Annotated in this window: 14 protein-coding genes and 1 pseudogene; 7 read left to right on the plus strand and 8 right to left on the minus strand. The window is 72.6% G+C overall.

All coding sequences use genetic code 11. The annotated features are described in order from the left end of the window. Window positions 1-41 precede the first annotated feature (41 nt). Entirely contained in the window at window positions 42-1,430 is a 1,389-nt protein-coding gene (locus tag QE359_RS10720) for a GAF domain-containing serine/threonine-protein kinase (RefSeq protein ID WP_309779132.1), read from the plus strand. Between the two features lie 13 nt (window positions 1,431-1,443). On the opposite strand, the gene QE359_RS10725 is transcribed toward QE359_RS10720, so the two are convergent. From QE359_RS10725 to QE359_RS10750, 6 genes are all read right to left on the minus strand, one after another. After that, complete coding sequence (locus QE359_RS10725) at window positions 1,444-1,929, minus strand: tetratricopeptide repeat protein (RefSeq protein WP_309779133.1); 486 nt, start codon at window positions 1,927-1,929, stop codon at window positions 1,444-1,446. Beyond that, window positions 1,926-3,923: a DUF6807 family protein gene (locus tag QE359_RS10730; RefSeq protein ID WP_309779134.1), complete on the minus strand. Its 1,998-nt coding sequence runs from the start codon at window positions 3,921-3,923 to the stop codon at window positions 1,926-1,928. Before QE359_RS10730 ends, QE359_RS10725 begins: the two co-directional genes overlap by 4 nt. Next, entirely contained in the window at window positions 3,920-5,611 is a 1,692-nt protein-coding gene (locus QE359_RS10735; RefSeq protein WP_309779135.1) for a hypothetical protein, read from the minus strand. The genes QE359_RS10730 and QE359_RS10735 overlap by 4 nt, the downstream gene beginning before the upstream one ends. Continuing rightward, on the minus strand, window positions 5,611-6,531 hold the full coding sequence (locus tag QE359_RS10740) for a carbohydrate ABC transporter permease (RefSeq protein WP_309779136.1): 921 nt from the start codon (window positions 6,529-6,531) through the stop codon (window positions 5,611-5,613). The genes QE359_RS10735 and QE359_RS10740 overlap by 1 nt, the downstream gene beginning before the upstream one ends. Further along, the gene (locus tag QE359_RS10745; RefSeq protein WP_309779137.1) at window positions 6,528-7,502 is read right to left on the minus strand and encodes a sugar ABC transporter permease; all 975 of its coding nucleotides are present in this window, start codon (window positions 7,500-7,502) and stop codon (window positions 6,528-6,530) included. Before QE359_RS10745 ends, QE359_RS10740 begins: the two co-directional genes overlap by 4 nt. A 77-nt stretch (window positions 7,503-7,579) precedes the next feature. After that, a complete protein-coding gene (locus QE359_RS10750; RefSeq protein WP_309779138.1) occupies window positions 7,580-8,863 on the minus strand; it encodes an extracellular solute-binding protein in 1,284 nt (427 codons plus the stop codon). A gap of 248 nt (window positions 8,864-9,111) precedes the next feature. Here QE359_RS10750 and QE359_RS10755 point away from each other — a divergent pair, with 248 nt between their 5' ends. The 4 genes from QE359_RS10755 to QE359_RS10770 all read left to right on the plus strand — a co-directional run bounded on the left by QE359_RS10755 (window position 9,112) and on the right by QE359_RS10770 (window position 13,870). Further along, window positions 9,112-10,152, plus strand: coding sequence for a LacI family DNA-binding transcriptional regulator (locus tag QE359_RS10755; RefSeq protein WP_071295472.1), 1,041 nt, complete (start codon window positions 9,112-9,114; stop codon window positions 10,150-10,152). A 333-nt stretch (window positions 10,153-10,485) separates the two neighbouring features. Beyond that, window positions 10,486-11,742 (plus strand): Gfo/Idh/MocA family oxidoreductase, encoded by a 1,257-nt coding sequence (locus QE359_RS10760; protein ID WP_309780423.1) that lies wholly within the window; start codon window positions 10,486-10,488, stop codon window positions 11,740-11,742. After that, window positions 11,739-12,950 carry a DUF993 family protein gene (locus QE359_RS10765; protein ID WP_309779139.1) on the plus strand — a complete coding sequence of 404 codons (1,212 nt, stop codon included), beginning with the start codon at window positions 11,739-11,741 and terminating at the stop codon, window positions 12,948-12,950. The genes QE359_RS10760 and QE359_RS10765 overlap by 4 nt, the downstream gene beginning before the upstream one ends. Then, window positions 12,947-13,870: a sugar phosphate isomerase/epimerase family protein gene (locus QE359_RS10770; protein WP_396127729.1), complete on the plus strand. Its 924-nt coding sequence runs from the start codon at window positions 12,947-12,949 to the stop codon at window positions 13,868-13,870. Before QE359_RS10765 ends, QE359_RS10770 begins: the two co-directional genes overlap by 4 nt. Here the strand turns inward: QE359_RS10770 and QE359_RS10775 are convergent. Together QE359_RS10775 and QE359_RS10780 are read right to left on the minus strand one after the other, a co-directional pair. Further along, window positions 13,830-14,516, minus strand: a complete 687-nt coding sequence (locus QE359_RS10775) for a class I SAM-dependent methyltransferase (RefSeq protein ID WP_309779140.1) — start codon at window positions 14,514-14,516, stop codon at window positions 13,830-13,832. The genes QE359_RS10770 and QE359_RS10775 overlap by 41 nt on opposite strands. 376 nt (window positions 14,517-14,892) lie before the next feature. Beyond that, window positions 14,893-15,066, minus strand: coding sequence for a hypothetical protein (locus QE359_RS10780; protein ID WP_309779142.1), 174 nt, complete (start codon window positions 15,064-15,066; stop codon window positions 14,893-14,895). 130 nt (window positions 15,067-15,196) lie between these two features. Between QE359_RS10780 and QE359_RS19105 the strand changes: the two are divergent. Both QE359_RS19105 and QE359_RS10785 read left to right on the plus strand, forming a co-directional pair. Beyond that, window positions 15,197-15,502, plus strand: a pseudogene (locus tag QE359_RS19105) (glycosyltransferase); the annotation flags it as partial. Beyond that, on the plus strand, window positions 15,426-18,743 hold the full coding sequence (locus QE359_RS10785) for an SGNH hydrolase domain-containing protein (RefSeq protein ID WP_309779144.1): 3,318 nt from the start codon (window positions 15,426-15,428) through the stop codon (window positions 18,741-18,743). The pseudogene QE359_RS19105 and the gene QE359_RS10785, both read left to right, overlap by 77 nt. Window positions 18,744-18,761 lie beyond the last annotated feature (18 nt).

The raw sequence follows: 18,761 nt of genomic DNA on the forward strand, positions 1-18,761 counted from the left end.
AAGATGCATCGTTGCCTGCCGGAACCGAGAACGAGGGTCAGATGAGTCCGACCGAGGACACCGCGTCCACGGCCCCACTGCTCGACGGGCGGTACCGGCTCGAACACGCCATCGGTCAGGGCGGCATGTCCGTCGTGTACCGCGGGGTCGACGAGAGCCTCCACCGGCCCGTCGCCGTGAAGGTGTTCCACGCCGGCACCGTCGACGTCGCCCGGCAGGAGGCCGAGCTCGGCGTCCTGGCGTCCCTCGAGCACCACAACCTCGTGAGCCTGCTCGACACCGGCGTCGTCACCGGCCGCGACGGCACCCGCCAGCGGTACCTCGTGATGGCGCTGGTCGCCGGGCAGGACCTCGAGGACCGGCTCTCCGTCGGCCCGCTCGCCTCCCGCCACATCGCCGAGATCGGCTACGACATGGCCGAGGCGCTGCACTACATCCACAGCCACGGCGTCGTGCACCGCGACATCAAGCCGTCGAACATCCTGCTCGTCGACTACGGCAACGACTCCGACCGTGCACGCGCCCGGTTGACCGACTTCGGCATCGCGCTCGCCGCCGGTGTCGAGCGGCTGACGGCCGACGGCGTGACCACCGGGACCGCCGCCTACCTCAGCCCCGAGCAGGCGCGGGGCGGCGAGGTCGGTCCGCCGAGCGACGTCTACTCGCTCGGGCTCGTGCTGCTGCAGTGCTTCACCCGCCGTCGGGAGTTCCCGGGGTCGCTCGTCGAGTCCGCCGTCGCGCGGTTGTCCCGCGACCCGGTGCTGCCCGAGCCGCTGCCCGAGCACTGGAAGGTCCTGCTCCGGGCGATGACCGCGCAGGACCCGGCAGCGCGCCCGGCCGGTGCCGATCTCGTGACCATGCTCCGCGACGTCGTCATCGCGGAGACCACCGCCGCCGACCACGTCGTCGAGACGACGTCCGCGGCCCAGACGACCGGCGACGCCGACCGGGCCCGCCCGGCGACGCTCGACAGCCTGCCCGAACAGGCGCTGCAGCGGACGACGGCGATGGCCGCGCGACTGTTCGACGCCCCGATCGCCCTGGTCGAGGTGCTCGACGAGGACCGTGCCTGGTCGCAGTCGTACATCGCTCCCGGTGTCGACGACGCGGCGCGCCACATCAACTTCCGCAACGGGTTCGCCCCGGTGCCGGTGCCCGTCGTGATCCCGGACGGCCAGACGCACCCCGAGATGCAGCACAGCCCGCTCGTCACCGGCCCGCTGGGCATCCGGTTCTACGTCAGCGTCCCGCTGGTGAAGCACGACGGCACCCCGATCGGCACGCTCGCGGTGCTCGACACGAAGCCGCGCCAGACGACCGGGGCGGACCTCGCGAACCTGCACGACCTCGCCGCGCTCGCCGTCACCCAGCTCGAGATCCGTCAGGAGTCGCTCCGCACGACGAGCGACGCGCTGCCGCTGGCACCCTGACGGGTGGTCGCGGTCAGGATTCGGTGAGGGCTGCCGCGTAGGCCCGGACCGACCGGTGGTACCGGGGGAGCGTCGGCTCCACCGCCTCGATCGCGACCCGGAGCGCCTCGTCGTGGCGACCGGCACTGTGCAGCGCGAGTGCGAGGAACACCTTCGGCGCTGCGCCGGTCGCCGGGTGCTCGGGGGCGTCGCGGAGCATCGTGATCGCCTCGTCGACCCGGCCGAGGTTGCGGAGCGTCGAGGCGTGCTGGACGACCATCCGCGCCGCCCTCGTGGGGTCCACGGTGTCGAGCCCGGCTGCCGTCGCGGCCGTGTAGTGGACGTCGGCCTCGGCTTCGTGGCCGCCGGAGTCGTTCGCCCCGCCGAGCTCGAACGCGCCCAGCGCCGGGTGGGGTGCGGCGTCGGCCAGGACCCGCATGCGGTCGATGCGCTCCTGGTCGTCGATGGTGTCGTCGGCCCAGAGTGCGGCGACGCGGGCTTCCCAGTCCTCGGTGCTCATCCCACCAGCGTATTGGCGGACCGGTCCGGGCCGTGCTCGCCCGGGCCGTGCTCGCCCGGGTCGTGCTCGACCGGGCCGTCCGAGACCGTCGCCCGGAACGACCGGACGACAGGCACCCCCGGGTGCACGAGCGTCGGGGTGCGCCAGGCGAGCGCCGAGCCGATCGCGGGGTACTCGGCGGCGCGGACGAACCACGGGTCGTCGTGGTCGAGGGCCTCGAACCGGACCGTGGCGCCGACGCCCTCGAACGTCGCCGACCACTCGACCCACGGCGCGACCGATCCGTGCACCGCGTCCTCGCCGCTGGCCGTCGCCGTCCGGACCGCGATGTCGGCGCACGGCGGGAAGCGCCAGGTGAAGCCGCCGTACCCGGCCCCGACCCGACCGTTGCTGCCCGGGCCGCCGAGCCGGACGACCGCGTCCCCGGGCACGCGGAACGACGACGACCACGTGAGCTCCCACCCGGTGTCGACCGCCCGCCAGGCGAGGGCCCGGTCCTCGTGCAGGGCGACGTGGCCGTCGGGACCGCGCCAGACGACCTCCTGCCGCAGGGAGGGGCCGTGGTGCTCGGCGTGCACGACCGTGGCGCTGCCGTGGTCGTCGCGCCAGACGTAGCCCTCGCCGTGGACGTACGTCCGTCCGCCCCAGCAGTTCACGCCGTCGAGGTCGGGGATCGCGAACCCGACGCCGCAGTGCCAGTCGTGGTCCGGCGGGTGGTGGGCGCTCACGACCGTGCCGCCGAGGGTCCGCACCGGGTGCAGGTACGGGCGGGGCGACGACGTCGGGATCGTCCCCGCGCCGTCGAGGACCGACGCGACCGGGACGCCGTCGACGACGAGCTCGTCCAGCGCCTCGTCGCGGTCCGCGTGCGCCCAGGGCGCGCCGACCTCGGAGAACAGCGCGCGCTGGTCCGCCGCGCGGTCGACGACCGCCTCGACGCCCGTGACGAGCGGCCGACGCGTGGGCCCCTCGCCGTCCCACGTCACCCACGGGTGGTCGATCTGCACCGGTTCGGTCGCCCGCACGGCTTCGAGCACCTCGACGAACGCGCCGGTCGACACGAGCGGCACGAGCAGTGCGTCGCCGCGGGACCGGTGGGCGAGCAGGTTCTCGAGCAGGTCGGTGCGCCCGAGGCCGTGGGTCACCCCGTCGATCGTGACCTCGTCGGTCGTGTACCCGAGGACCGCGCTCCCGGTCGTGCCGCGGACCCGCACGCTCGGGAGGACCTCGGTCGGCCCGCACAGGGTGAGCGCCGCGGTCGCCTCGCGTCCGGCGGTCGTCGTGACCCGGACGGCCGAGGTGTCGTCGCCCTCGATCGCGTTCGCCCGGTACAGCTCGACCTCGACGCGCGCCACCTCGTCGGCTCGACGGCAGCCGACGAGCGCGAGGGCGGTCGCCACGGCGTGGGCGAGCGGGTTCGTGACGACGCCGTCGAGGACGTCGACCCCGTCCACCCGGCGGCGGCCGGCCCAGGCGGAGCGGTCCCAGTACGCCTGGTCGCGCGTCCAGGTGCCGACGGCCGCGGCGGACCGGACGGTCCCGACGAGCGACCCGTCACGGAGTGCGGGCAGCGCGTGCGACCCGAGGCTCTGGAACCCCACCTGGACCACGCGCCCGCTGCGTCGTTCGGCGTCGAGCAGGGTCGCCAGGTCCGCGCGGGTCGTGACCGGCGGCTTCTCGAGGAGGACGTCGGCGCCGCTCTCGAGGGCGGCGAGGGCGAGGGGGAGGTGCGCGGCGATCGGGGCCGCGACCACGACGACGTCGATCGGGCCGATCGCGCGGGCTGCGGCGACGTCGAGGACGACGGGCACCCCGCCGTCCTCGTCGGCGTCGAGGGTCGGGTCGACCACGGCCGTCAGCGTGCAGGCCCCGAGGCCGACGAGCCGGTCGATGGTCGCCCGGTGGTGCAGGCCGTAGCCGCGCGCGCCGACGAGGACGATGCCGGGAGGCGCGGTGCGGCTCGGATCCCCGGCCGCCGGTCGCTCCGTGGTCACGACCCCACCGACGGGGTGCCGATCACGACACGGGTCCGGCCCGGCGCGCGTCCGGTGACGTGGACGTGCGAGCCCGTCGGCCGGTCCGTCCCGCCGAGGAACGCGTAGTCCTGGCCGGGCGCGTAGAACGCCGGTTGCGCGGGGCCCGAGCCGTTGCCCGGCCCGAACGTCACGGTGTCGGTGCCGACGCGGTACGAAGCGGTCCCGGTGACGAGGACGCGTTCTGCGGTGGCGGCGTCGGTGCTCACACCGGAGAACGTACCCCCGTCGCGGAACGTCAGCTGGAGCGACCACGGGACGTCGGCCCCGGCGGTCTCGATGTCGAGCGTGACCGCGTCGGCCGTCAGTGCGACGTCGACCGTCGTCGTGAGCGCCACCTCGTCGGCGGTCCGGCTGCCGAACGCCATCGACGCCGAGAACCGCCCTTCGTCGCCGAGCGCGTAGTCACCGTCTGCCCGCCGGTGCTCCGGTGCGAGCGGCTGGTGGTAGCCGGCCGACACGCGTTCGGTCAGCCGGAACCGGCCGGCGCCGAGGTCCTCGAGCCTCGTCGGGCGGAACGGGCCGAGGCCGAAGAACTCCCGCGAGAGCCGGACGTCGGTGAGGACGACGGCGCCGGCGACGACCCGCAGGAACGTCGGGCTGTTCGCGAGCCCGGAGCGGACGTGTCCGGCCGCCGGGACGTCCGAGCCGGCGAAGAGCACGACGTCGCGGTCGGCCTCGCGCACGTGGACGAGCCGTGCCGCCCGGAACGTCGAGGTGCCCCGGGGGAGCGGTGCGCCCTCGGGCAGCGGGCGCTCGAGCACCGGGTCGGTCATCGCCCGTGCCGCCACCGCGCCGGGCTGCCAGGTGTCGGCGACCGCTGCCCGGGCGGCGACGGCGGCGAGGTCGGCTCGGCCGTCGAGCACCGCGACGTGCCAGAGCAGGGGCGCGAACGGTCCGATCCCGAACGGCTGCGACTGGTCCTGCCGTCGGGACTGCACGGTCTCGACGGTGTCGTCGGGCAGGAGCAGCGCGAGCGTCGCGTCGAGCGAACGACGCACCGGGTCGAGCAGCTCGGGTCGACCCAGCACCGACGCCAACACGAGGAAGGACGGGCACGAGACCGCCGCGGCGTAGTTCGGGCTGCGCTCGGACCACAGGCCGTCGGCGTCGATGTCCGGTCCCTCGGCGAGCCACTCGTCGATCCGCTCGACGAGGGCCGGGTCCGGGTGGAGCCGGTGGACGCGGGCGAGTGCGGCCGCGATCTCCCACCGGTGGTTCGGTGTGTGCACGCCACCCGTCAGCAACGCCGGGGTCGCGCGGTGCACGATCTCGTCGAGGTCGTCGGCCAGCGCCGCGGCAGTCGGCATGGTCGCACGGTACGGCGCGAGGAGCTCGAGGGCGTCGCACACGTCGTTGACCGTGAACGCGGAGTCGGGTGGGGAGAGGACGTTGTCGCCGCCGACGAACGTGCCGCCGGGGGACTGCCTGGTGGCGAGGTGCCGGACCCAGCCGTGTGCGGTGGCCAGGTCGTCGTCGGTGGGGCGAGCCGCGCCTCCCGTCCGCTCGTTCCGGACCCACGCCCCGACCAGGGTGAGGGCGCGCGCCATGAGTTCGCGGTGCTGCAGCGTCTCCGGGGCGTCGGTGGCCTGCCGGAGCCGGGCCGCGTCGGCGTCGGCCGCGGTGCCGGCGAGGTCGAGGAAGCCCATCAGTCCTTGAGGCCCGCGTTGAGGTCCGCGCCGTTCACGTACTTCTGGAAGACCAGGTAGATGAGGACGAGCGGGATGATCGAGATCACCGAGGCGCCGAGCAGGACCGTCCAGTTGACGTTCTCCGCGCCGACGATGCTCTGCAGCGCGATCTGGATCGTGAACTGGTGGGGGTCGTTGAGGACGAGCAGCGGCCAGATGTAGTCGTTCCACCGCCACTGGAACGAGAAGATCGCGAGCGTCAGCATGATCGGGCGGGAGATCGGCAGCATGATCCGCCAGAAGATCCCGAACTCGCTCGCGCCGTCGATGCGGGCGGCCTCGACGAGGTCGTCCGGCACGGTGAGGAAGAACTGCCGGAACATGAAGATGCCGGTCGCGGTGATGACCGACGGCACGATGATCCCGGCGAGTGAGTCGTACATGCCGAGGTCGCGGATCACGATGAACGTCGGCGCGAGGATGACCTCGGTCGGGAGCATCGTCGTCGCGAGGATGCAGACGAAGAAGACCTTGAGCCACCTGTTGTCGTACTTCGCCAGCGCGTACCCCGTCGCCGCGCTCGCCAGCACGGTGAGGACGGTGGTGACCAGCGCGACGATCACGGTGTTGCCGAAGTAGCGGGCGAAGTCGTAGCTCGCCCAGGCCTCCGTGAAGCCGCTGACCGACCACGTCTTCGGGAACAGGGTGAGCGGGTAGGAGAACAGCTCGCCGCCGGGCTTGAACGCGCTGAGGACGAACCAGAGCACGGGGAAGCCGAACGCGATGATGAAGACCCAGAGCAGGGCGGTGGCGGCGATGGCCCTGGGGCGGGGCGGGCCGTCGAGGCGCTTGGTCCTGGTCGTGTTCTTGTTCTTGGCGTTCCCCGACGTGACGTCGGTCGCGGGTGCGCCGGAGGCGCCGGGCAGGGTGGCGGTCATCGGCGGGCCTCCGTCCGACGGTTCACGGCCAGCTGGATGAGCGCGATGGCCATGAGGATGAGCATGAGGACCATCGACGCCGCGCTCGCGTAGCCGATGTGGGCGTTCTGGAACCCGTTCGTGTAGATGTACTGCACGAGCAGGTTGTTGTCGGTGCCGGGACCGCCGCCGTTGAGGGCCTGGATCGTGGCGAACTCCTTGAAGGCGCCGAGCGACGACAGCAGGACCACGATGAACGACGTCGGTGCGATGCTCGGCAGCGTGATGTAGCGGAACTGGTGCCAGGCGCCGGCGCCGTCGAGGGACGCCGCCTCGTAGTAGGACTGCGGCACGTTCCGGATCGCTGCCACGAACAGCAGCATGTTGAAGGCTGCTCCGGCCCACGCGGTGGCGAACACCACGACGAGCAGCGACAGGTCCGCGTTCGACTGCCACGGGACGGCCTTGCCGCCGAAGGACTCGATGACGAAGTTCGCGAGCCCGAAGTTCTCGCCGAACATCCACCGCCAGATGACGCCGGTCACGATCGGCGAGATGAGCCACGGCACGAAGAAGACGATGCGGGCGACGCTCCGGCCCTTCGCCGCGGGGCTCGTGAGCATGAGCGCCATCGACAGGGAGAGCACGAAGCCGAGCGGCACCGCCACGATCGCGTAGAGGAACGTCCGGAGGAGTGCCGCGTAGAAGGTGTCGTCGGCGAACAGCTCGAAGTAGTTCTCGAGCCCGATGAACTTCGGGGCGACGACACCGTTGTAGTCGGTGAACGAGTAGCCGAGGCCGATGACCGCGGGCCACACGAAGAACACGACGAAGAGCACCGCGTTGACGCTGACGAAGAGGATCGGGGCGAGGACGGGCTTGCTGACGCCGGAGCGGCGGCGCTTGGTGGTCTTCCCGGCGCCGGGCCGGCGGGGCGGCACCGGGGTGGGCACGGCGGTCTGCACGTCGCCGGCTGCGGTGGGGATGCTCACGATGGTCCTCTTCGTTCGTCGCGGTGTTGCTCGGGGGACGACGTCGGGGTCGGGTGCGTGCACCCGACCCCGGTCCGTCATCCGACGTGCTCTTCGTAGTACTTCGTGATCGTCTCGAGGGTCTTCTCGGCCGACTGCTGCCCGTTGATGAGCTTGCCGACCTCGGCGGTGGTGGGGTCGGTGCCGAGTTCCTTGCCCTCGACCGCCCACTTCGCGCTCTCCTTGGCGTAGGAGCTCGAGATCGGGTCCGCCGCGTCGATCTCCTTCTGGTAGAGCGCGAAGGAGTCCTTGGCGGCCTGCGACTCGAACGGGTAGCTGATGTCCAGCCCGGTCTCCACCGGCAGGAAGCCGTTCGTCGTCACGAGCTTGGCGTAGTTCGTCGGCTCGTACATGTAGTCGATGAACTTCTTCGCCGCGGTCCCGCGGGCGTCCGAGTTCTCGAAGCCGACGATGTTGCCGCCGTAGTTGATCTCGGTGGCGTGCGTCGGGTCGGCCGGGGTCGCGGCGCTGGCCCAGTCGAAGTCGGTGATGTTCGACGCGAAGTCCGACGACTGCCAGACACCCGAGAAGTAGGCGACGACCTGGCCGCTCTTGAACAGGGCGTTCGGGTCCTGTCCGCTCGTCCACACCGACTTCGGCATCGTGGAGTCGTCGTTCATGTCGGCGAAGTCCTGCAGCGCCGAGACGGTCTTCGAGTCGGTCGGGAAGGAGCCGTCCTTCTCCTGCTGCATGAAGTCGGTGCCCTTGGTGAACATGTAGGCGCGCAGGCGGGACGGCGAGGAGTCGAACACCAGGTCGTACTTCGCGCCGGTCTTCGCCTTCACCTGGTCGGCGGCCTGCAGGAACTCGTCCCAGGTCCAGGCCTTCGCCGGGTCCGTCGGGTAGGCGATGCCGGCCTTGTCGAACAGCGACTTGTTCACGAACAGGCCCGCCGCGGTGACGTCGGACGGGATCGAGGTGACCTTGCCGTCGTCGTCCTTCGCGATGATGTCCTTGTCGATCTTGTTCGCGTCGTCGTCCACGATCGAGGCCAGGTCGACGGTCTTGCCGGTCCAGATCGGGTCGATGCCCGCGGCTCGCACGACGTCGGGCAGCGAGTTCGCCTGCGCCGACTCGCGGAGCTTCGTCTGCAGCCCGTCGTACGGCAGGTTCACGATCTTGACCGTGACGCCGGTCTTCTTCTCGTAGTCGGTCGCGAGGTCCTGGTAGCCCTTCTCCTGTGCCGTCGACGTGGAGAGCCAGAAGGTCAGCTGGTCGACCTTGCCGCCGTCGCCGGAACCGCTGCCGGAGGCGCAGCCGCTCAGGAGCGCCAGTGCGGCGATGCCGCCGGCGAGCGCGAGCATCTTCTTGGATGACTTCATCGTCACTGCTTTCGTTCGGGACCACTGGCGTCTGCCGTGGGCGAGCGTTCGGGGTGTCTCGGCCGAGGAGACAAGGTCTACACGACGCCCGGCGATTCTGGCAAGCGCTTTCCTGCAGAATGTTTGGACATTGTGACGTGACGGCTCGGTCCGTTGCCGCGGCGCCGCCCCGGCGGGCGGGAAATCGCTATCCTCGCCACAGACAACCCTCGCCGCACAGCGCGGAGCCGACGGACTGGAGGCGCGACATGCCCGAACGGAGCTCGGTCACCCTGGCCGACGTGGCTGCGCGGGCAGGCGTCTCGCTCGCGACCGCGTCGCGCGCGCTCAACGGCAGCGTGCGGAAGGTCCGGCAGGAGTCGGTCGACCGCGTCCACGCTGCGGCCCAGGAGCTCCGGTACACCGCCAACGTGCAGGCCCAGGCGGTCGCCCGCGGGACCACCACGACGCTCGCGCTCGTCGTGGGCGACATCGCCGATCCGTACTTCGCGGCCATCGCGGCCGGGGCCATCCGCGCCGCCGACGACGCCGGGCTCGTCGTCACGATCACGTCGACGGGAGGGGACCCGTCGCGTGAGGCGGCCGTCCTCGGCGTCGTCGCGGGGCTCCGGCCGCGGGCCGTGGTGCTCGCGGTGAGCCGTCGCCTCGGTGGTGGCGCCGAGCTGGCGTCGGCCGTCTCCGGACTCGTCGCGGCCGGGGCGGGGGTGTCGGCGCTCGTGTCCGACCTCGACGGCGCCGTGGCAGGTGTGTCGGGAGTGCAACCACTCGTGATCCGGAACCTCAGCGGTGCTGCGGCGCTCGCCGGCGCCCTGGTGGAACAGGGGCACGACTCGTTCGCGGTGCTCGCCGGGGATCCGTCGCTCGCCACCGCGCACGCGCGCTACGAGGGCTTCGTCGCGGGCCTCGCCGCCCACGGGATCCGGGTGCCCGACGACGCCGTGGTGCCGTCGGAGTTCACGCGGGACGGCGGGTACCGGGCGATGGTGTCGCTGCTCGACCGGGCTGCGGCGGGCTCGGGGGTGTTGCCGCGGTGCGTGTTCGCGGTCACGGACCTCATGGCGGTGGGGGCGGTCGCGGCGATACGGGAGCGCGGGCTCGTCCCGGGGGTGGACGTCGGGGTCGCGGGGTTCGATGACGTGCGGATGCTCGCCGACGTCGTGCCGGCGCTGAGCACGGTGCGGTTGCCCCTCGAGGAGATCGGGGAGCGGGCGGTGCGGCGGGCCCTCGGGCTCGAGGCGGACGGCGCCATCGACGGCGAGGTCGTGCTGCGCGCGAGCACGGCGCGCTAGCCGGGCCGGGCGCACGCCCGGCGCGGGCTCGTCCCCGCGCCCGGGCACCCCGCGCCCGTCCCCGTCGCCCGGTTCGTGAGCAGAAACGGTCGGGTGCCGTGGCGCGACTCGACCATTCCTGCTCACGAAGTGGCACGGCGCGCCCACGCCCCGGGCCCGCGCGCCCGCGCCGCCCGCCCGCGCCGCGCGCCCCGAACGCACACACCCGGACACGCGCGTGCGGTCGGCCCGGGCCGTGGTGTACGGTTCCGGCAAGCGCTTTCCACCACGGTGGCGAGCGGGCCACAGCGAGCAAGGGAGCACGCGTTGACCACGCGCACCATCGGCATCATCATGAACGGCGTCACCGGACGCATGGGCTACCGCCAGCACCTCGTGCGGTCGATCCTGGCCATCCGCGACGACGGCGGGCTCCCGCTCCCGGACGGCACGAGGCTGCAGGTCGAACCGATCCTCGTCGGCCGGAACGCCGCGAAGCTCGAGGAGATCGCCGCCCGGCACGGCCTCGAGCACTGGACGACCGACCTCGACGCCGCCCTCGCCGATCCCCGCTGGGACGTCTTCGCCGACTTCGCCGTGACGAGCGCCCGCGCCGACGCCCTGCGGAAGGCGATCGCCGCCGGCAAGGCCGTCTACACCGAGAAGCCCACGGCGGAGACCTCCGACGAGGCGCTCGAGCTCGCCCGCCTCGCCGCCGACGCCGGCGTGCCGAACGGCGTGGTGCACGACAAGCTCTACCTGCCCGGCCTCCGGAAGCTCCGCCGGCTCATCGACTCCGGGTTCTTCGGCCGGATCCTCTCCGTCCGCGGCGAGTTCGGCTACTGGGTGTTCGAGGGGGACTGGCAGACCGCGCAGCGGCCGAGCTGGAACTACCGCCGCGAGGACGGCGGCGGCATCGTCGTCGACATGTTCCCGCACTGGAACTACGTCCTCGAGCAGTTGTTCGGCCGCGTGGAGTCGGTGTACGCCCGCGCGGTCACGCACATCGACGAGCGAACCGACGAGCAGGGGACCGGGTACGCGGCGACCGCGGACGACGCGGCCTACGGCGTGTTCGACCTCGCCGGCGGCATCACGGCGCAGATCAACTCGAGTTGGGCGGTCCGGGTCGACCGTGACGAGCTCGTCGAGTTCCAGGTCGACGGCACCGACGGCAGCGCCGTCGCGGGACTGTTCGGCTGCCGGATCCAGCCCCGGACGGCGACTCCGAAGCCGGTGTGGAACCCCGACCTGCGGGACGACCGCGACTACAGGGCGCAGTGGCTCGAGGTCCCCGACAACGAGGTGTTCGGCAACGGCTTCCGCGCGCAGTGGGAGGACTTCCTGCAGGACCTGGTCGCCGGCCGCCCGCATCCCTACGACCTCCTGTCCGGTGCCCGCGGCGTGGCGCTCGCGGAGGCCGGTCTGCGCTCGAGCGCCGAAGGACGACGCATCGACCTGCCGGAGCTGACCCTGCCCACCGGGGCCGAGCCGCGCCTCCAGGGCGACAGCGCCGACCGCGCCGACAACGCCGAACGCACCGACCGCGCCGAGAGCGCCGACCGCGCCGACCGCGCCGACGACGCCGAGACCGTCGGAGCACGCGCATGACCACCCTGACCCTCCTCGCGCCCGACGGCACGACCAGCCGGGCCGACCTGCGCGAGCCGGCCGTCGCGGCCACCGCGAAGCCGACCGCCCCGCTCACCGAGCGCGTCGTCTACGCCGCCGCCCACGTCGTCCCGCGCACCGCCGCCGACAACACGCCGGGTGCGCCGGCGGACCTCGACTGGGACGCCACCCTCGCGTTCCGGCACCACCTCTGGTCGTGGGGCCTCGGCGTCGCGGACGCGATGGACACCGCGCAGCGGAACATGGGGCTCGACCCGGCCGCCACGCGCGAGCTCATCACCCGCAGCGCCCGCGAGGCGCAGTCCGTCGGCGGCCGCATCGTCGTCGGCGTGAACACCGACGACCTCCCGGACCAGGTCGCCACCGAGCAGCAGGTCGTCGACGCCTACGTCGCCCAGCTCCACCACGCCGAGGACGCCGGCGCGGGGGTCGTGCTCATGGCGAGCCGGCACCTGGCGCGCCTGGCGGGCAGCGATCCTGCGGTCTACCGCCGCGTCTACCGCAGGGTCATCGAGCGGGCGAGCGCCCCCGTCGTCCTGCACTGGCTGGGGGAGGCGTTCGACCCCGCCCTCGCCGGCTACTTCGGCGGTCAGCACGGCCCCGACACCGTGCTCGACATCATGGGCGACGCCGGGTCGAAGGTCGCCGGCATCAAGATGAGCCTGCTCGACGCCCGGGCCGAGGTCGCCCTCCGCTCCCGACTGCCCGCCGGCGTCCGGATGTTCACCGGCGACGACTTCCACTACGTCGACCTCATCGCCGGGACCGATCGGACGCACTCCGACGCCCTGCTCGGCGCGTTCGCCGCCGTGGCGCCGATCGCCTCCGCCGCCGTCCGGGCACTCCCCGACGAGACCGCCTTCCGCGCGCTGCTCGGCCCCACCGAGGCCCTGTCCCGCCACGTCTTCAGCGCCCCGACCTGGCACTACAAGACCGGCATCGCCTTCCTCGCCTGGCTGAACGGCCACCAGGGCGCCTTCGCCATGGTCGGCGGCCAGCACGCCGGCCGCTCCCTGCCGCACCTGTCCGAGACCGTCCGGCTCGCGAACGCCTGCGGCGCGCTCGAGGACCCGTCGCTCGCGGCGTCGCGGTGGCACGACCTGCTCACCGTGTCCGGTGTGCCCGTGACGGCCAGGAGGCGCGCCTCGACCCCCGCCGACCGCCCGCTCTCCGGGGTGGTCGCGTGAGCACCCCCGTCGTCCGCGCCACGCGGACCGGGGCCGCCCCGGGCTCCGCACCCCCGCATCCACGGCTCTCGATCAACCAGGCGACGATCAAGTACGCCTCGCTCCGGGACGCCCTCGACACCGTCCGCGCCGCCGGCGTCCAGGCGATCGGCACCTGGCGGGCGCCCGTCGCCGAGGTCGGGCTGTCCGAGGCCGTGCGGATGGTCGCCGACTCCGGCCTCCGGGTGTCCTCGCACTGCCGCGGCGGCTTCTTCACCCTCCCGGCCGGCACCGAACGGCAGCGGGCACTCGACGACAACCGCCGGGCGATCGACGAGACCGCGGCGTTGGCCGAGGCCGGTGCACCTGGGTCCGCGCCGGTGCTCGTGCTCGTCGCCGGAGGACTGCCTGAGGGGTCCCGTGACCTGATCGACGCCCGGGACCGCGTGGCCGACGCCCTCGCCGACCTCGTCCCGCACGCCCTCGACGCCGGCGTCCAGCTCGCCGTCGAGCCCCTGCACCCGATGTACGCCGCCGACCGGGCCGTCGTGTCGACCCTCGCGCAGGCCCTCGACCTCGCGGCGCCCTTCCCGGCCGCTGCCGTTGGCGTGGTCGTGGACACGTTCCACGTCTGGTGGGACCCGGCGCTCGCGGCCTCGGTGGCCCGCGCGGGTGCCGCCGGGCGGATCGCGAGCTACCAGGTGTGCGACTGGCTCACCCCGATCGCCGCCGACCCGCTGCTCTCCCGCGGTGTGATGGGGGACGGGCACATCGACTTCGGGCCGGTCACCGCCGCCGTGACGGCCGCCGCGTACGCCGGTGACGTCGAGGTGGAGATCTTCAACCAGGCCGTGTGGGACGCCCCGGCGACGGACGTCGTCGACCGGGTGGTCCGGGCGTTCACGGCCTCGGTGCCGCTGCCCCTGCCCCTGCCTCGCTGAGGGGGCGGCGGCGGACCAGCACCACGCTGTCGAGCACCTCGTGCGGCGCTCCCTCGGGCGTCACCGCGGTGCGCGGTCGGAGCTCGGCGGCGACGACCTCCCACCCGTCGTCGAGCCCCAGCGCCGCGAGGTCCTCCGCCGGCGTCGGGAAGCGGTACGCCCGCATCTCCTCGGGCAGGTCCCCGTGCGGGGGCGCGGCGTGCGCCGTCACGAGCAGGTGCCCACCGGACGCCACGAACCCGGCCGCCCGCCGCAGGATCACCCCACGCGGGATCTCGACCGGCCACGACTGCAGGAACGACGCCGTGACGAGGTCGAACCGCGCCGCGGTGTCCCACGAGTCGAGGTCCGCCGCGACGAACGCCGTCCGCTCCTCGACCCCGGCGGTGACGGCAGCCCGGGACCCGCGGGTGACCGCCGTCACCGACAGGTCCACCCCGGTGGTCGCCCACCCCTGCTGGGCGAGCCAGACGACGTCGCCGCCCTCGCCACAGCCCAGGTCGAGCGCGCGTCCCGCTGGCAGCGACGACGCGACGTCGGCGAGCACCGCGTTCACCCGCCCCGACCAGATCCCGTCGTGCTCGGCGTAGCGGGCCTCCCACCAGCTGCGTGCGGTCGTGTCGGACGGCTCCCGGTGCGTGTGCATGCCGTCAATCCACCGCATCCCGCGCTCGACGGACAAGGAACGTTGCCGGACCGGCAACGACCCGGCGCCGCGGGGCGTGCGTCGCAGATCCCCGGGGGACAGGTCCCGATCGGTACGGCCATGCCGATGCCCGGCTGACAGCGCGCCCGGCAGAGCGGGGTCGTCCCCCGTTCGAGGGGCACACTGCCAGGTCGGGTTCACCTCCCCGTCACACGAAGTGCCCGAGCAACCGTCACCATCGAACGATCACCGCAGCACCGTACCTGCACCACTGCAACGCCATTCGTCACGCCTGAACCAGGGGAAGGCCCGACATGACGTCCACGGACACGGTGGTCGACGCGCGCATCCAGCCCGCGACCACGGACAGCACGGATCAGACGGGGGAGCCGCAGTACCTCCCGGCACCGCCCACGGACCGCGAGAAGTACTGGTACATGGGCGCGCAGCACCGCTGGATGCTGTTCGCCCAGGCCGCCGCCTTCGCGCTCATCGCCTCGAGCATCTGGCGGTTCTCCACGTCGGCCCCGGGGCTGTTGCTGTTCCTCATCCCGACGACGCTCTACTGCCTCACGCTGTGCGTGTCGCTCACCACGAGCGCACGGCGCAAGCGCTTCCACAAGCGTGACCACGTCGAACGCGTCAGCAGCTGGGCCCCGGACCGGTACCCGACGGTCGACGTGTTCCTCCCCACCGCGGGGGAGCCGCTCGCGATCCTCGCGAACACCTACGCGTGGGTGGCGAAGCTCCGCTGGCCGACGACACTGACGGTGTACGTCCTCGACGACGCGGACCGCCCCGAGGTCGCCGAGCTCGCGCGGTGCCACGGCTACCGGTACGAGGTCCGGCCGGACCGCGGGCACCTCAAGAAGGCCGGCAACCTCCGGTACGGCTACGAACAGAGCGACGGTGACCTCATCGCGGTGTTCGACGCGGACTTCGTGCCCCGAGCCGACTACCTCCACGAGCTCGTGCCCTACTTCGACGACCCAGAGCCTCGGCATCGTGCAGTCGCCGCAGTTCTTCGACGCCCGCAAGGGCATGCACTGGCTGCAGCGGACCGCCGGCGCCACGCAGGAGCTGTTCTACCGCTGGATCCAGCCCGCACGCGACCGCTCGAACGCGGCGATCTGCGTCGGGACCTGCGCGATCTACCGGCGGGCGGCACTCGAGCGCGCGGGCGGCTTCGCCCAGATCGGCCACTCCGAGGACGTCCACACCGGCGTGAACCTCATGCGCGTCGGCTTCCTCGTGCGGTACGTCCCGATCCTCGTCTCCAAGGGCATGTGCCCGGACGACCTCGCGTCGTTCCTCAACCAGCAGTACCGCTGGTGCACAGGGTCGATGTCGCTCCTCGCCGACACCACCTTCCACGAGAACCCGCACATCACGCTCCGGCAACGCATGTGCTTCTGGTCCGGGTTCCTCTACTACATCTCCACCGCGGTGAACGTGTTCCTGTCCCCGCTGCCCGGGCTCGTGATGCTGTTCGGCCTGCCGCAGTGGATCATGCCGCAGAACTCCGTCTGGCTCCTCGGCGCGATGCTCATGTGGCTCGTGGTCGTCCCGATCATGTACCGGTCCCGGTGGCGCATCGACGTCCTGCGCATCCAGTCCCTGTACTCGTTCGCCCACGCCGTCGCGATCGTGCACGTCCTCACGGGCAGGACCCGCGAGTGGGTGCCGACCGGTGCGGCGAAGAAGGTCACCACGCCGCTCGGCACGCAGATCGCGCGGGTGATGCGGATCACGGTCACCACGTCGCTCCTCGTGACGTGGACGGGCCTCGCGTGGGCCACCGTCCGCTTCGGCCCCGACGTGCTCTGGGCCATGTGGATCCTCGCCGCGATCCACGCGTACGTGCAGGTGCCGATGCTCTTCCTGTCGGTTCCCTCCTCGCCGCGGCGTGCGCTCCGCAGGCAGGCACGTGTCGACCGTCGGGAGGCGCGGACCGCCTCCCACGCACCGGTCACCGCCACCGGTGGCGGGGCTCCGACCCCCGCACCAGCCTCCGTCGCGGCGGCGGACGCGGCCGATCCGTCGCTCCCCGCGCCGCCGCTCTCGCCGACGGTGACCCCGTCGTCACCGGTCGGCGTCGTGCCGGAGCCGCGCCGCGCCTCCGGGCCCGCGTTCGGTGAGCGCCTCGACCCGGTGGTGCTGGCGGACACCGCAGCACCCGTCGAGGAGCCGGTCCAGGCCGAGCGGCCACAGGCCGCCGGACCGCGCCAGTTCCGACCCGACATCCAGGGGCTCCGCGCCGTCGCGGTGCTGCTCGTGGTGGTCTACCACACGGGCGCGCCCGTCCTCACCGGCGGGTACGTCGGCGTGGACGTGTTCTTCGCGATCTCCGGCTTCCTCATCACCGGGCAGCTGCTCCGCGAGGTCGAGCGGACGGGACGGATCGACTTCGGCTCGTTCTACGCGGGCCGCATCCGGCGCCTGCTGCCCACCGCGCTCCTCGTGATCGCCGTGACCGTCGTGGCCACCCGCGTGTTCGACTCGATCCTGCGCGCGTCCAACGTGGCGTGGGACGGCGTCGCCGCGACCTTCTTCGCCCTGAACTACCGGCTCGCCGCGCAGGGCGTCGACTACCAGGCCGCGGACGGACCGGCGTCGCCGCTCGAGCACTTCTGGTCGCTCGGCGTCGAGGAGCAGTTCTACCTGGTGTGGCCGCTCGTCCTGACACTGGCGATCGTGCTCTGGAAGCGGCACCGTCGCCTGGCGATGGCCGCCGTGGTGACGCTCGTGTTCGGGGCGTCGATGTGGGCGTCCGTGACGATCACCGCGCACGACTCCCCGCTGGCGTACTTCTCGATGCAGACCCGCGCGTGGGAGCTCGCGGCCGGGGCGTTCCTCGCCCTCGGTGCCCGGTGGCTCGCGAAGGCCCCCGGTGCGCTGCAGGTCGCACTGACCTGGGCCGGCCTCGGCGCGGTCCTGACGAGCGCGTTCGTGTACTCCGACGAGACGCCCTTCCCCGGCACGGCGGCCCTCCTGCCGGTGCTCGGCGCATGCGCGGTGATCGCCGGCGGTGGGGTGTACCGCCGCGGCTCGGTCGAGACGGTCCTGCAGCTGAAGCCGTTCCAGGCGATCGGCAAGGTGTCGTACGGCTGGTACCTCTGGCACTGGCCGATGGTCGTGCTCGTGCCCGTCATGGTCAACCGCGACCTCGGGTGGCTCGAGAAGCTCGAGGTGATGGCGGTCGCGCTGTGGGTGGCGACGATCACGTACCACCTCATCGAGTCGCCCTCCGCGCGTGCGCGGTGGAAGCGGATCCGCTGGGCCGCGATCGGGGCCGGTGCGGCGGCCGCGACGACGGCGACCGCGGTGGTCGTGGTGTTCTCCGTCCCGGCGCTCGTCGGCAGCGGCGGCACGGTGCAGGCGGCATCGCTCGACGAGGGCGACTCCACCGAGATCCAGGCGACGATCCGGTCGGCGTTGACGACGTCGGACGTGCCGGCGAACCTGACCCCGAGCCTCACGACCGCCGCCGACGACCAGCCGGACTCGACGGACGACGGCTGCCACGCGGGCTACCTGCAGATCCAGCAGAAGGCGTGCGTGTACGGCGACCCGGAGGGCTCCCGGACCGTGGTGCTCTGGGGCGACTCGCACGCGCAGCAGTGGTTGCCCGCGTTCGACGCCGCCGGCAAGACCGAGGGCTGGAAGGTCGTCGCGTGGACGAAGGCCGCGTGCCCGGTCGCCCAGGACGTCGAGCTGTTCAACTCCTCGCTCAAGCGCACGTACACCGAGTGCCCGGAGTGGCGGGACGCGTCGATGCGGCGCATCCAGGCCCTGGACCCCGACCTCGTGGTGATGGCGCAGTCGGACAACGTCCCCGGCAAGCAGGTGTCGAACACCACGTGGGCGGACGGCACCGCCGAGACCGCGGCCACGATGCAGGCCGCCGGACTCCGCACCGTCTACATGCTGGACACGCCGGTGCCGGAAGGGGACGCGGTGTCGTGCGTGGCCGAGCACCTCGACACCGTGGACGAGTGCAACCAGGCGGAGCAACGCGCCTACGCGGTCTCCGGACGGCACGAGGACGTCGCCGACACCGTGCGGGCGGCCGGCGTCCCCACCGTGGAGCCGCGGGACTGGTTCTGCACCGACGACGGGTGCCCGGTGGTGGTGCAGGACAAGCTCGTGTACCGCGACCGGACGCACATGTCGACGGCGTACTCGAGGTGGCTCGAGCCGCTGGTTGCCCCGCTGCTCCGCACGTAGGCGGACGGGGCCGGCGGC

This window comes from Curtobacterium sp. SORGH_AS_0776, from assembly GCF_031453355.1.
GTDB lineage: Bacteria > Actinomycetota > Actinomycetes > Actinomycetales > Microbacteriaceae > Curtobacterium.